General features: G+C 59.0%; 11 protein-coding genes. All 11 read right to left on the bottom strand.

Annotated features, from left to right (window positions below):
* Positions 1–132: 132 nt before the first annotated feature.
* The 11 genes from tilS to rseP all read right to left on the bottom strand — a co-directional run bounded on the left by tilS (position 133) and on the right by rseP (position 14,782).
* Positions 133–1,461, bottom strand: coding sequence for a tRNA lysidine(34) synthetase TilS (tilS, locus tag KGB20_RS03630; RefSeq protein ID WP_154861812.1), 1,329 nt, complete (start codon positions 1,459–1,461; stop codon positions 133–135).
* Between the two features lie 133 nt (positions 1,462–1,594).
* Positions 1,595–2,542 (bottom strand): acetyl-CoA carboxylase carboxyltransferase subunit alpha, encoded by a 948-nt coding sequence (locus KGB20_RS03625; protein WP_057716163.1) that lies wholly within the window; start codon positions 2,540–2,542, stop codon positions 1,595–1,597.
* Positions 2,543–2,681: 139 nt separating this feature from the next.
* A complete protein-coding gene (gene dnaE, locus KGB20_RS03620) occupies positions 2,682–6,203 on the bottom strand; it encodes a DNA polymerase III subunit alpha (protein WP_057716164.1) in 3,522 nt (1,173 codons plus the stop codon).
* A 77-nt stretch (positions 6,204–6,280) separates the two neighbouring features.
* Positions 6,281–6,907: a ribonuclease HII gene (rnhB, locus tag KGB20_RS03615; protein WP_150812975.1), complete on the bottom strand. Its 627-nt coding sequence runs from the start codon at positions 6,905–6,907 to the stop codon at positions 6,281–6,283.
* 11 nt (positions 6,908–6,918) lie between these two features.
* Positions 6,919–8,049 carry a lipid-A-disaccharide synthase gene (gene lpxB / locus KGB20_RS03610; protein ID WP_150812909.1) on the bottom strand — a complete coding sequence of 377 codons (1,131 nt, stop codon included), beginning with the start codon at positions 8,047–8,049 and terminating at the stop codon, positions 6,919–6,921.
* A 2-nt stretch (positions 8,050–8,051) separates the two neighbouring features.
* Entirely contained in the window at positions 8,052–8,828 is a 777-nt protein-coding gene (gene lpxA, locus KGB20_RS03605) for an acyl-ACP--UDP-N-acetylglucosamine O-acyltransferase (RefSeq protein ID WP_150812908.1), read from the bottom strand.
* Positions 8,825–9,265 carry a 3-hydroxyacyl-ACP dehydratase FabZ gene (fabZ, locus tag KGB20_RS03600; protein ID WP_007978374.1) on the bottom strand — a complete coding sequence of 147 codons (441 nt, stop codon included), beginning with the start codon at positions 9,263–9,265 and terminating at the stop codon, positions 8,825–8,827. Before fabZ ends, lpxA begins: the two co-directional genes overlap by 4 nt.
* Before the next feature lie 108 nt (positions 9,266–9,373).
* Positions 9,374–10,429, bottom strand: a complete 1,056-nt coding sequence (gene lpxD, locus KGB20_RS03595; protein ID WP_090453388.1) for a UDP-3-O-(3-hydroxymyristoyl)glucosamine N-acyltransferase — start codon at positions 10,427–10,429, stop codon at positions 9,374–9,376.
* A 2-nt stretch (positions 10,430–10,431) separates the two neighbouring features.
* Positions 10,432–10,935: an OmpH family outer membrane protein gene (locus KGB20_RS03590; protein ID WP_007990260.1), complete on the bottom strand. Its 504-nt coding sequence runs from the start codon at positions 10,933–10,935 to the stop codon at positions 10,432–10,434.
* Between the two features lie 44 nt (positions 10,936–10,979).
* Positions 10,980–13,355, bottom strand: coding sequence for an outer membrane protein assembly factor BamA (bamA, locus tag KGB20_RS03585; RefSeq protein ID WP_057716169.1), 2,376 nt, complete (start codon positions 13,353–13,355; stop codon positions 10,980–10,982).
* Between the two features lie 74 nt (positions 13,356–13,429).
* Complete coding sequence (gene rseP / locus KGB20_RS03580; RefSeq protein ID WP_150812906.1) at positions 13,430–14,782, bottom strand: sigma E protease regulator RseP; 1,353 nt, start codon at positions 14,780–14,782, stop codon at positions 13,430–13,432.
* Between the last annotated feature and the right edge of the window lie 47 nt (positions 14,783–14,829).

Raw genomic sequence — 14,829 nt, 5'->3', positions numbered from 1 at the left:
CGGTTCGTTGCTCGCTACACATTTTTTGGAATCGCCCAGCAAAGACTGCTTGGTAATCGGCAACTCCTGCAATTCAGGCGAATCCACAGAAGTTGTATCAAGAAGGGAGCGTAGTCTACCGGAAAGCCCCTTTCAGCTCAAACCTTGATCTTCGTTCAGTGGCTGCCAATGCAAATGCCAGTCGCCGAGTGCACCACCATCGAGCCCCTTGAGGTTCGCTACCGCCAGCAGTTGCCCGTCTTTGTAGAGCAGCGGCAATCTGCCGCGTACGAAGGACGGTACAGCGCTTTCATTGAGCAAACGTTTCAGGTCCCTATGGCCGCGGCCTGGCAATGCCATGACCTCTCCCCCTTCACGATAGCGGATATGCAGCGGGCCATCGGGGATTTGCCCGGTCAGCGAAAGCACGCCGTTGCCCGGGATAACCAGCGGTGAAGCCGGATCCAGCCACACCCCGGCGCCGGGCAGAGGCCTCAGCCAGTGGCCGGACAGCCACCAGATCCGCCCGCCCGCCCGATGCAGTTCGCCATCGGCCAGCCGCCACACCGGGCAGGCATCGCCGGTGGCATCGCGCAAATCCTCCCAACCCGACCAATGGTCAGTGTCCGGCAAGCGGGTCAGCGGTTCGAGCCAATGACTCAAGGCATTGCGCTGCCGGGCACCGGACATTTGCGCAAGCGGCGCCAGCTCAAGCGACCGCAAGCCCAGCCAGGCAAACTCACTGGCAGAGCTGGCCTCACGCAAATCCATGTCCGCCAGTTCTTCAAGCAGTCCCTGAGCCTCACTCAAATGCGTCGCGCTGCGGGCCATGGTCGCCACCGCTTGCGGCCAGCGCTGGATCAGCACGGGCAAGACTTGATGCCTAAGGTAATTGCGCGAGTACTGCCGATCCTGATTCGAGGGATCTTCGACCCAGCTCAAGCCATGCGCACTGGCATAAGCCTCCAACTCAGCCCGCGTGACATCAAGCATTGGCCGCAGCAAATGCCCCTTGCCCAAAGGGCGCTGACGCGGCATCCCGGACAGTCCGCGCACGCCCGCTCCGCGCAACAAGCGAAACAGCAGCGTTTCCGCCTGATCGTCGCGGTGCTGGGCCGCCAGCAGCACTTCGTTGGCCTGAAGGGCTTCAGTGAAGGCGTGATACCGCGCATCCCGGGCTGCACGTTCAAGGCTGGCACCCGGTTGCACCTGCACGCGAACCACTTGCAGCGGCACGCCCAGCGCAGCGCACACGGCACGACAATGTTCCGGCCACGTATCGGCTACGGCTTGAAGGCCGTGATGCACATGGATGGCGTTGAGCGCCGGCAGGGATTCGGTTTGGGAGAGTGTTGCCAGAAGGTGCAGCAGGACAGTGGAGTCGAGGCCGCCGGAGAAGGCGATGCGCCAGGTCGCAGCATTGCGCCACGAGGCAAGATTCAACAAGAGTCTGGCGGGCAAATCAATATTGGACCGACTCATATCCATCACCTTGCACAAATCAAATGTGGGAGCGGGCTTGCTCGCGAAGGCGGATCAACATTCAACGCACCCGTTGACTGTTATACCGCTTTCGCGAGCAAGCCCGCTCCCACATGGGCACTGCGTGTACGGCTTAGAGACCGTAGCTCATCAGTCGATCGTAGCGGCGCTTGAGCAGCGCGTCGTTATCGAACTTCTTCAGCATCGCCAGTTGCGAGCTCAGCTCGGCGCGAATCGATGCGGCTGCGGCGGCCGGGTCGCGGTGCGCGCCGCCCAGTGGCTCGCCAATCACCTTGTCCACGATGCCCAGGCCTTTGAGGCGCTCGGCGGTGATGCCCATCGCTTCTGCGGCATCCGGTGCCTTCTCGGAGGTTTTCCACAGAATCGAAGCGCAACCTTCCGGCGAAATCACCGCGTAGGTGGAGTATTGCAGCATGTTCAACTGGTCGCAGACACCGATCGCCAGTGCACCACCGGAACCACCCTCACCGATCACGGTGGCGATGATTGGGGTTTTCAGGCGGGCCATGACACGCAGGTTCCAGGCAATCGCTTCGCTCTGGTTGCGCTCTTCAGCGTCAATGCCAGGGTAAGCGCCCGGAGTGTCGATGAAGGTCAGGATCGGCATTTTGAAACGTTCGGCCATTTCCATCAGGCGGCAAGCCTTGCGGTAGCCTTCCGGACGCGGCATGCCGAAATTGCGGCGAACTTTCTCGCGCACTTCACGGCCTTTCTGGTGACCGATGATCATCACCGGCTTGTCGTCCAGACGGGCAATACCGCCAACGATGGCAGCGTCGTCCGAGAAGTGACGGTCACCGTGCAGTTCGTCGAACTCGGTGAAGATGTGTTCGATGTAGTCCAGGGTATACGGACGTTTCGGGTGACGCGCCAGACGTGCGATCTGCCAGCTGGTCAGCTTGCCGAAGATGTCTTCGGTCAGCGTTTTGCTCTTGTCCTGCAGGCGGGAGATCTCATCGCCGATATTCAGCGAATTGTCATTACCGACCAAGCGCAACTCTTCGATCTTGGCTTGCAGGTCGGCGATCGGCTGTTCGAAATCTAGAAAATTCGGGTTCATAGGCGTCCGTCTTGGGTCGAGTCCCAAGGGTTCTTGGGCCGGCCGGTTGTCTATTCGCGCCCTACCTTAAGGGACAGGCGCGTTGAGGTCGAGATTAAAAATTCAGGTCAAGGTCAGGGCAATCTGATAGCACTGACCGTCAACGGTATTGGAGGAAGACGTTGTCTCGCCCGAACTGGTCACGCAGGGCTTGAATCAACGCATCCGCCGGATCGATTCGCCAGCCTTCGCCGAACTGCAACAAGGCCTTCGCATCGGGGCTGGTGTAGTCCAAGGTGATCGGGCACGCGCCGCGGTGACGCTTCAACAGTTCACCCAGCCAGCGTAGCTGATCGCCCTTGAGGTCCTTGGTATGCAACTTCAGGCGCAGGCTTTCGGCCAGATTGGTGCGCGCATCCTCCATGCTCATCACCCGCTTGACCCGCAATTTCAGGCCACCGGAGAAGTCGTCGTTGCTGACCTCGCCTTCGACCACCACCATCGCGTCGGTCTGCAACAACGATTGCGCGGAATGGAACGCCTCGGAAAACAGCGAGGCCTCGATTCGTCCGGAGCGGTCGTCGAGGGTGATGAACCCCATCTTGTCGCCCTTTTTGTTCTTCATCACCCGCAAGGCGATGATCATCCCGGCAACGGTCTGGGTATCACGCGCCGGTTTCAGGTCGATGATGCGCTGGCGGGCGAAGCGACGGATTTCACCTTCGTACTCGTCGATCGGGTGACCGGTCAGGTACAGGCCGAGGGTATCTTTCTCCCCCTTCAGGCGCTCCTTGAGGGTCAGTTCCTTGGCCTTGCGGTGATTGGCGTAGACGTCGGCGTCTTCTTCGACAAACAGACCGCCAAACAGGTCGGAGTGACCGCTGTCCTGGGTGCGCGCGGTCTGTTCGGCCGCCTTGATCGCCTCTTCCATGGCCGTCAGCAGCACCGCGCGATTGCGGTCGATGTTGGCCTGGTAGGCTTTCTGCTCGTCGTGGAAATACGGCCCGAGGCGATCCAGGGCGCCGCTGCGGATCAAACCGTCGAGGGTGCGCTTGTTGATGCGCTTGAGGTCGACCCGTGCGCAGAAATCGAACAGATCCTTGAACGGACCGGCCAGACGCGCTTCGGTGATCGCCTCGACCGGACCTTCACCCACGCCCTTGATGGCGCCCAGGCCGTAAATGATCCGGCCTTCGTCGTTCACCGTGAACTTGAACTCGGACGTGTTCACGTCCGGCGCGTCGAGACGCAGCTTCATCGTCCGCACTTCTTCGATCAAGGTCACGACCTTGTCGGTGTTGTGCATATCCGCAGAGAGTACCGCGGCCATGAACGGCGCCGGGTAGTGCGCCTTCAGCCATGCGGTCTGGTACGACACCAGGCCATAGGCGGCGGAGTGGGATTTGTTGAAGCCGTAACCGGCGAATTTTTCCACCAGGTCGAAAATGTTACCGGCGAGGTCCGCGTCGATATTGTTGGTGGCGCAACCTTCAATGAAGCCACCGCGCTGCTTGGCCATTTCCTCGGGTTTTTTCTTACCCATGGCTCGACGCAGCATGTCCGCACCACCGAGGGTGTAACCGGCCATGACCTGGGCAATCTGCATCACCTGTTCCTGGTACAGGATGATGCCGTAAGTCGGTGCCAGTACCGGCTTGAGGCCTTCGTACTGGTAGTCCGAGTGCGGATACGCCAGCTCGGCGCGACCGTGCTTACGGTTGATGAAGTCGTCCACCATGCCCGATTGCAGCGGGCCCGGACGGAACAGTGCCACCAGTGCGATCAAGTCTTCCAGGCAGTCGGGCTTGAGCTTTTTGATCAGCTCCTTCATGCCCCGGGATTCAAGCTGGAACACCGCCGTGGTTTCGGCTTTTTGCAGCAAGGTGTAGGTCGGTTTGTCATCCAGCGGGATGAACGCGATATCCAGCGGCGGTTCGTTGACCTTGGCACGGTCGCGGTTGATCGTTTTCAGCGCCCAGTCGATGATCGTCAGGGTCCGCAGGCCGAGGAAGTCGAACTTCACCAGGCCGGCCGCCTCGACGTCATCCTTGTCGAACTGGGTTACCAGGCCATCACCGGCTTCGTCGCAATAGATCGGCGAGAAGTCGGTCAGCTTGGTCGGGGCGATTACCACACCACCGGCGTGCTTGCCGACGTTACGCACAACGCCTTCGAGCTTGCGGGCCATCTCCCAGATTTCTGCGGCCTCTTCATCGACCTTGATGAAATCGCGCAGGATCTCTTCCTGCTCATAGGCCTTTTCCAGGGTCATGCCGACTTCGAACGGAATCATCTTCGACAGACGATCCGCCAGGCCATAGGACTTGCCCTGCACCCGCGCCACGTCGCGGACCACCGCCTTTGCCGCCATGGAACCGAAGGTGATGATCTGGCTCACGGCGTTGCGGCCGTACTTCTCGGCTACGTAGTCGATTACCCGGTCGCGACCGTCCATGCAGAAGTCGACGTCGAAGTCGGGCATGGATACCCGTTCCGGGTTGAGGAATCGTTCGAACAGCAGGTCATATTCCAGCGGGTCGAGGTCGGTGATCTTCTGCACATAGGCCACCAGCGACCCGGCACCCGATCCACGGCCAGGACCCACCGGTACGCCGTTGTTCTTGGCCCACTGGATAAAGTCCATCACGATCAGGAAGTAACCGGGGAACCCCATCTGGATGATGATATCCAGCTCGAAATTCAGCCGGTCGACATAGACCTGGCGCTTGGCCTCGTAGTCTTCGGTGGTGTCCTTGGGCAGCAGAACGGCAAGGCGCTCTTCCAGACCGTCGAAGGACACCTTGCGGAAGTACTCGTCGATGGTCATGCCATCGGGGATCGGGAAGTTGGGCAGGAAGTGCGTGCCCAGCTTCACTTCAATGTTGCAGCGCTTGGCGATCTCGACGGTGTTTTCCAGCGCTTCGGGAATGTCGCTGAACAGCTCGGCCATTTCCTCGGCGCTTTTGAGATACTGCTGATCGCTGTAATTCTTCGAACGCCGCGGATCGTCGAGGGCGCGGCCCTCACCGATGCAAACGCGGGTTTCGTGGGCAGCGAAGTCTTCCTGCTTGATGAAGCGCACGTCGTTGGTCGCCACCAGCGGCGCACCGAGCTTCTCGGCCAGGGCCACGGCACCGTGCAGTTGTTCTTCATCGTTGGGGCGGTTGGTGCGCTGGATTTCCAGATAGAAACGATCCGGAAACACGTCCATCCATTCGCGGGCCAGGGTTTCGGCCTCGGCGGGGTTGCCGCTGAGCATGGCCTGGCCGATCTCGCCTTCTTTGGCCGCCGACAGCATGATCAAGCCCGAGTTGGCTTCAGCGACCCATTCGCGCTCGATGATGATCGCGCCGTTGCGCTGACCATCGATAAAGCCGCGGGAAATCAGTTCGGTGAGGTTGCGATAGCCTTCGGCGTTCATCACCAGCAGGCTGATCCGGCTCAGGGGGTTGTCCGGATCCTTGTTCGACAGCCACAGGTCGGCGCCGCAGATCGGCTTGATCCCGGCACCCATGGCGTTTTTATAGAATTTGACCAGGGAACACATGTTGTTCTGGTCGGTGACCGCCACGGCAGGCATGTTCATGCCCACCAGGGTCTTGACCAGCGGTTTGATCCGCACCAGACCGTCGACCAGAGAGTATTCAGTGTGCAGGCGTAGGTGAACGAATGAAGCCGGCATAGTGATCCTGTCTATAAACATGAAGACAACAAGGCCCGGATTGTACCGGGCCTTGGTAAAAAAAATCAGCCTTGCGACTAACTCTCTACGGCGCTCTCTAGCGCCTCATACGCCAGCCGCACCGGGGCAAACGAACGCCGATGAATCGGGGTCGGCCCAAGCCGTGCAAGCGCTTCCAGATGAACAGGCGTCGGGTAGCCTTTGTGCCCGCCGATGCCGTAACCCGGGTAGATCAATTCGAACGCGGCCATTTCACGATCACGGCTGACCTTGGCCAGAATCGATGCGGCGGCGATGGCTGGAACCTTGCTATCGCCCTTGACCACGGCTTCGGAGCGCATCGGCAGTTTCGGGCAACGATTACCGTCGATCATCGCCAGCTTCGGCTGAACGTGCAGCCCGGCGACCGCGCGCTGCATGGCCAACATGGTGGCGTGCAGGATATTCAGTTCGTCGATTTCTTCGACTTCGGCGCGAGCGATGCACCAGCTCAGGGCTTTTTCGCAGATTTCGTCGTAGAGCTTTTCGCGACGGGCTTCGGTGAGTTTCTTCGAGTCATTCAGGCCGAGGATCGGACGGTTCGGATCGAGGATCACCGCCGCTGTCACCACCGCACCACAGAGCGGACCGCGACCCACCTCATCGACACCGGCAACCAACTCTTCGATTTCAGCGACCAAGGTGAAATCCAGCCCCATCTGCATATTCGTTTTACTCATTTTACTTGGCCGATCAGGTTCAGCACTGCGTCCGCAGCCTGGTTGGAGGCATCCAGACGCAGGGTCCGGTGAATCTCGTCAAAACCGCGGGTCTGCTCTTCCCCATCCTCGATCAGTGGCGACAAGGTCTGGGCCAGCGCTTCGACCGTGGCATCGTCCTGCAACAACTCGGGCACCAACAGACGTTGGGCCAACAGGTTCGGCAACGAAATGTAGGGGCTTTTCACCATGCGCTTGAGAATCCAGAACGTCAGCGGCGCCAGGCGATAGGCGACCACCATCGGTCGCTTGTACAGCAGCGCTTCAAGCGTCGCGGTACCGGAGGCGATCAACACCGCATCGCACGCTGCCAGGGCCAGATGAGATTGCCCGTCGAGCAGGGTCAGCGGCAGATCGCGACCGGCCAACAGTTCTTCGAGCTGTGCGCGACGTTGCGCACTGGCGCACGGCATGACAAACCGCACCCCCGGGCGCAATGCCCGCAGGCGCTGCGCCGTATCGAGAAACAATGAACCGAGCCGGCCAACTTCACCGCCACGGCTGCCTGGCATCAACGCCACCAGCGGCCCGTCAGGCAAACCGAGTTCGGCCCGCGCAGCAGCGCGATCGGCCTGCAGTGGAATGGCATCGGCCAGGGTATGGCCGACGAAACGCACCGGCACGCCTTTCTCTTCGTAGAATCTGGCTTCGAACGGGAACAGCGTGAGCATCAGGTCGCAGCCTTCGCGAATCTTCAGCACGCGTTTCTGACGCCAGGCCCAAACCGACGGGCTGACGTAATGCACCGTCTTGATCCCGGCCTGGCGCAGCTTGAGTTCGATATTGAGGTTGAAGTCCGGCGCGTCGATACCGATGAATACATCGGGTTTCGCGTCGATCAGGTCGGCGACCAGCTTCTTGCGCCGAGCCAGCAACTCGCGCAATCGGCCCAGCACTTCCACCAGGCCCATGACGGACAGACGCTCCATCGGGAAATACGAGGTCAGGCCTTCAGCCTGCATCAACGGACCACCGACACCGATGAACTCGACCGCCGGGTGGCGAGTCTTGAGCGCGCGCATGAGACCCGCACCCAGAATGTCACCGGAAGCCTCACCCGCTACCAGCGCAATACGCAGATTGGCCATGGTTAGCGGGTGATGCCGCGGGTCGAAGACTGGATGGAGTCACGGAACACCGCTACTTCCGGGAACTGCGCAGATGGCTCCGCCAGTTCGGCGAGCGCCTGCTCCACGGTCAGGCCCTGGCGGTACACCACCTTGTAGGCACGACGCAGCGCGTGGATCGCATCTTCGCTGAAGCCCCGACGGCGCATGCCCTCGAAGTTCATGCTCCGGGCTTCGGCTGGGTTGCCGAACACCGTGACATACGCAGGAACATCCTTGCCGATCGCTGTACCCATACCTGAAAAGCTGTGGGCGCCAATGTGGCAATACTGGTGAACCAGGGTAAAACCGGAAAGGATCGCCCAGTCTTCCACATGCACATGGCCCGCCAGTGCGGTGTTGTTCACCAGGATGCAATGGTTGCCGATAACGCTGTCGTGGCCTATGTGGGCATAGGCCATGATCAGGTTGTGGTCGCCCAGGGTCGTTTCCGAGCGGTCCTGGATGGTGCCACGGTGAATCGTCACACCTTCACGGATGACGTTGTGGTCACCGATCACCAGGCGGGTTTCCTCGCCCTTGTACTTCAGGTCGGGTGTGTCTTCGCCCACCGAGGAAAACTGGTAGATGCGATTGTGCTTACCGATTCGGGTCGGGCCCTTGAGAATCACGTGTGGCCCGATGATTGTCCCCTCGCCGATTTCCACACCTGCGCCGACGATCGACCACGGGCCGACTTCGACGCCGTCAGCCAGAACGGCTGCCGGATCGATGATTGCACGAGGGTCAATCAAACTCATAGCTTGCGTTCCGCACAGATGATTTCAGCCGAGCAGACAGGCTTGCCATCGACCGAAGCCTGGCACTCGAACTTCCAGATCTGACGCTTGCAGCTGATGAACTTGGCCTCAAGGATCAGCTGATCGCCCGGCAAAACCGGCTGGCGGAAGCGCAGCTTGTCGGACCCGACGAAGTAATAGAGCGTGCCGTCAGCCGGTTTCACGTCAAGCATTTTGAAACCAAGGATCCCGGCAGCCTGAGCCATTGCCTCGATGATCAATACGCCCGGCATGATTGGATGCGCAGGGAAGTGACCATTGAAGAACGGTTCGTTGATGCTGACATTCTTGTAGGCGCGAATGCGCTTGCCTTCAACATCCAGCTCCACTACCCGGTCCACCAGCAGGAACGGGTAACGGTGAGGCAGGTATTCGCGAATCTCGTTGATGTCCATCATTTCGGGGGGAAGCCTATGTAAAGATTGGGAGCGCACGACTGACACACGCCCCTCTAGCAAATCAAGCAGGCCGTCTAACGGCTGTGCACACTTGATATGGAAATGGTATCAGCCATCTGATGAAGCATTACCGTCAGGGGTCACTTCCCCTACACGCTTTTCCAGCTGTCGCAGGCGCCGCGCGATGTCATCGAGCTGACGGATGCGAGCCGCGCTTTTGCGCCATTCGGCTGCTGGCTGCATTGCCGTTCCGGAAGAATAGGAACCCTTTTCGGTAATCGAGTGGGTCACCATGGTCATTCCGGTGATGAAAACGTTGTCGCAAATTTCGATATGCCCCACCAGCCCTACACCGCCAGCGAGCATGCAATGCTTGCCGATTTTGGTGCTGCCGGAGATCCCGACGCAGGCGGCCATGGCGGTGTGATCACCGACCTGAACGTTGTGGGCGATCTGGATCTGGTTGTCGAGCTTCACACCATTACCGAGAACGGTATCGGCCAATGCGCCGCGGTCGATAGCGGTATTCACGCCAATCTCTACATCGTCACCGACCAACACACCACCGATCTGGGCAATTTTCTGCCAGACACCTTTCTCATTGGCAAAACCGAAACCTTCGCCACCAAGCACGGCACCTGACTGAATGACCACACGCTTGCCGATGCGCACGTCGTGGTACAGCGTGACCCGCGGGGCCAGCCAGCCGCCTTCGCCAATTTCGCAACGGGCACCGATGAAGCAATGCGCACCGATGGTCACACCCGCAGCAATACGTGCCGCGCTTTCGATCACCGCAAAGGCACCAATACTCGCAGCCGGGTCAACCACCGCGTCCTCGGCCACAACGGCTGTCGGGTGAATGCCGGCAGCCGCTTTCGGCTTTGGATCGAACAGGTGGGAAACACGCGCGTAGGCCAGATACGGATCAGGCACCATCAGCGCATTACCGGCAAAACCTTCGGCATCAGCAGCCTTCAGTAACAGAGCTGCGGCCTGGCTATCTGCCAGGTACTTACGGTATTGAGGGTTTGCGAGAAAGCTCAACTGAGCTGGGCCAGCCTCTTGCAAAGTGGCTAGCCCAGTAATTTCTTTCTCCGGGTCGCCACGTAGCGTGGCGCCGAGGAACTCGGCCAATTGGCCGAGCTTTATAGTCGCGGTCATAGTTACTTCAGCTGATTCATGCGCTCGATAACCTGGCGAGTGATGTCGTACTGAGGCTTGACATCAATCACTGCGCCACGCTCGAAGACCAGGTCAAAAGCACCTTTCTTGATGACTTCTTCCACAGCGCTGTCCAGTTTCGGCTTGAGCTGCTTCAGCATTTCACGGTCGGCAACGGCTTTGGCTTCGTTCAGTTCCTTGGACTGGAACTGGAAGTCACGGGCCTTTTGCTTGAATTCAAGCTCCAGACGCTCGCGCTCGCCCTGCTGCATTTTGTCGCCACCGGCCATCAGGCGGTCCTGAATGCCCTTGGCGCTGCTTTCCAGCGTCTTGAGCTTGGTCAGCTGAGGACCGAACTTCTTCTCGGCATCCACGGCGTATTTCTTGGCCGCGTCGGACTCCAGCAGAGCCATCTGATAGTTCAGAACAGCAATTTTCATGTCGGCGAACGCCGGACCAGCGACCAGTACGCTGGCCAGGAGAACCAATTGAGTCAACTTACGCACGATGCACCCCTACAAAATTCATTGTCGTTATCTGGGTCAGACGCTTAGAACGTCTGGCCGAGAGAGAATTGGAACACTTGAGTTTCAGCGTCATCCGGTTTCTTGACTGGCATGGCCAGGGCGAAACTCAGAGGACCCAGTGCGGTGACCCAGGTCACACCCACACCGACGGAACTGGCCATGTTGCTCAGACTGATATCGTTGCACTTGGTGTTGGACTTCGAGCCATCCGCGTTTGTGGTATCCGAGCAAGATGAATCGAACACGTTACCCACATCCCAGAATACCGAGGTCCGCAGGGAGCGTTGATCCTTGATGAACGGCAGCGGGAACAGAACCTCCACACCACCCTGGATCAGGACGTTACCACCGAACGGCAGCGGATCCTGGTCCGGATCGACCGCTGTACCAGGGTTCTTGCCGGTACTTGGTGTACTGCGAGGCCCCAGAGTGCTGTCCTTGAAGCCACGAACCGAGTTGAAACCACCAGCATAGTAGTTTTCATAGAATGGCAAGCCATCCGTCGACCCGTAGCCATCGCCATAACCCAGCTCGGTGTGCAGGCGCATGGTGTAGTTCTCGCTCAATGGCTGGAACAACTGGCCACGGTAGTCGAGCTTGAAGAACGACAGGTCGCTGCCTGGAATCGTGGATTCCAGCACCAGGCTCTGGGAATGACCACGGGTAGCGAGCACACCCTTGTTCAGGGTGGACTCGGACCAACCGGCCGAAGCCTTGAAGTTCAGGTACTTGTCGCCTTCCTTGTTAACGAAGTCGAAGATCTCGTCAACGGTGTACACACCTGTCTTGATCTCGTCCTGCTGAGCCGTCAGGCCAAAGGTCAGACGCGAAGTCTCGCTGATCGGGTAGCCAACGCTCACGCCTGCACCCAGGCTGTCTACGGCGTAGCTGGCGATGTCAGTATCGAGCTCGTCATAGTCAGTCGTGCGGTAGAACGCGTTGTAACCCAGGCTCACGCCGTCGGCGGTCCAGTAGGGGTCGACAAAGCCGAAGTTATAGCGGGTCTGGTATTCGCTTTTGGTCAAGCCGACGCTGACCTTGTTACCGGTACCCAGGAAGTTGTTCTGGGTGATCGAACCACCGAGGATCAGACCGGCGCTCTGGGCGAAACCGACGCTGGCGGTAATCGAACCGGAGGCTTGTTCTTCAACGCTGTAGTTGACGTCCACCTGGTCATCGACACCCGGCACGGCCGGGGTCTCAACGTTGACTTCCTTGAAGAAGCCCAGACGTTCAAGACGGGTCTTGGATTGGTCGATCAGGTAAGTGGAAGCCCAGCCGCCTTCCATCTGACGCATTTCACGACGCAGCACTTCGTCTTCGGACTTGGTGTTGCCACGGAAGTTGATGCGGTTCACGTAGGCACGCTTGCCCGGATCGACCGCGAACAGGATGTCTACGGTGTGATCTTCGTCGTGCGGTTGAGGCACACCGTTGACGTTGGCGAAGGTGTAACCCTCGTTACCCAGGCGACGGGTGATCAGTTCGGAGGTGGTGGTCATCAGCTTGCGCGAGAACACCTGGCCTTTTTGCACCAGCAACAGGGACTTGATCTGGTCTTCAGGGACTTTCAGGTCACCGCTGAGCTTGACGTCACGAACGGTGTACTTCTCGCCTTCGTTGACGTTGACGGTGATGTAGACGTGTTTCTTGTCTGGCGTAATGGAGACCTGAGTCGAAGCGATATCCATGTTGATGTAGCCACGGTCCAGATAGTAGGAACGCAGGCGCTCCAGGTCACCGGACAGCTTTTCACGGGCGTACTTGTCGTCGTTCTTGAAGAACGACAACCAGTTGGTGGTCTTGAGTTCGAACAGGTCGATCAGGTCTTCGTCAGGGAAGACCGTGTTGCCCACCACGTTGATGTGCTGGATAGCCGCAACGGTGCCTTCGTTGATGTTGACCTTCAGGCCGACGCGGTTACGCGGCTGCGGCACCACTTCGGTGTCGACGGTAGCCGAGTAGCGACCCTGGGCGACGTACTGACGTTGCAGCTCGTTACGCACACCTTCGAGGGTGGCACGCTGGAAGATCTCGCCTTCGGCCAGACCGGATTGCTTGAGGCCTTTCATCAGGTCTTCGGTAGAGATCGCCTTGTTGCCTTCGATCTCGATACTGGCGACCGACGGGCGCTCGACTACCGTGATGACCAGGACGTTGCCATCGCGGCCCAGCTGGATATCTTGAAAGAAACCGGTTTTGAACAACGCACGAGTGGATTCCACCAGGCGACGATCATCCGCCTGTTCACCGACGTTCAACGGCAAAGCACCAAAGACGCTACCCGCGGAGACCCGCTGGAGGCCATTGACGCGAATATCAGAGATAGTGAAGGACTCGGCGTGAACTTCGGCGATCATCAATACGGTGAGAACCGCAGTTAGCAGCAGACGTTTCATGAAGTCCTTTCTTATTCCAACTGGCAATAAACAAACTGCCGCAAAATGCGGCAGATTCGCAATTCAGCGAAGCGTTACAGTCGACCCAGATCATTAACCAGAGCAAGCAACATCACCCCGATCACCAAACTGATACCGATCTGTATCCCCCAACCTTGCACCCGATCTGACAAGGGACGACCACGCACCCACTCGATCAGATAAAACAACAAATGCCCCCCATCCAGTACCGGAATGGGCAACAAATTCAGAACGCCCAAGCTAATACTCAGATAAGCAAGGAAATTCAGGAAATCAGCAACACCCGACTGGGCCGAAGCGCCCGCCACTTTAGCAATGGTTATCGGTCCACTCAAGTTTTTTACCGAGAGCTCGCCGAACAACATTTTCTTCAGTGAATCGAGGGTCAACACGCTCATGGTCCAGGTGCGTCGAGCCCCCTCGCCAATTGCTGCCAATGGCCCGTAGCTGACCTCGCGGATCATCTCCGGCGGCCAGTCGATCGCTTTCACCCCTGCCCCCAAATAACCGCTGGGTGACTTGCTCTCGCCACGAGCGGCAAGTGTTACCGGGACGTCGATCTGAGCACCGTCGCGCTCAACCCGCAGCATGATTTTGGTATCAGGATGCATACGGACGGTATCGACAACCTGCTGCCAGTCATCGAGCGTACGACCATCGAGCGCGAGCAACCGGTCACCGGTCTTCAGGCCGGCAGCCTTGGCCGGCCCCTTTGGATCGAGTTCGGCCAGGACAGGCGGCAATGCCGGACGCCACGGACGAATCCCCAACGAATGGATAGGGTCGGGCTCGTCAGCCCCTTTGAGCCACTTGTCCAGCACAAGTTCACGAGGAGAGTCGGCCGTGGAACCCTGTTCGCGCACCACTATCTGCAACGAACCGCTTTCGCCCAGGCGACGCACCAGCTGCAGGTTCACCGCAGCCCAGCCGGAAGTCGCCTCACCATCAATGGCCACGATTTCCTGGCCGGGGCTCAAACCTGCCTTGGCCGCAATACTCCCGGACTCGACAGCGCCGATGACCGGACGCACCTGCTCGCTGCCGAGCATTGCCAATACCCAGAAGAACGCCAATGCCAGCAGGAAGTTGGCAATCGGCCCCGCCGCTACGATGGCAATGCGCTGACGAACGGATTTACGATTGAAGGATTGATCAAGCTGATCGAGCGGTACTTCACCTTCGCGCTCGTCGAGCATCTTGACGTAGCCGCCCAACGGGATGGCGGCGACGACAAATTCGGTGCCCTGCTTGTCGTGCCAACGCAGCAAAGGCATGCCGAAGCCTACGGAGAAACGCAGCACTTTGACCCCACAGCGACGCGCGACCCAAAAATGGCCGAACTCGTGGAAGGTAACCAGCACACCCAGAGCGACCAGGGTGCCGACAATCATATAGAGCGCGCTCATCTACTTTCTCCGCATTCCTATCCGCTGCTGCCTGGGCCAACTATCCG

The organism is Pseudomonas sp. BF-R-30 (assembly GCF_019956175.1).
In the GTDB taxonomy this organism is placed as follows: Bacteria; Pseudomonadota; Gammaproteobacteria; order Pseudomonadales; family Pseudomonadaceae; genus Aquipseudomonas; species Aquipseudomonas jessenii.
Note: the sequence above shows the minus strand (reverse complement) of the source record. Positions and strands in the feature narration are given on the sequence as shown.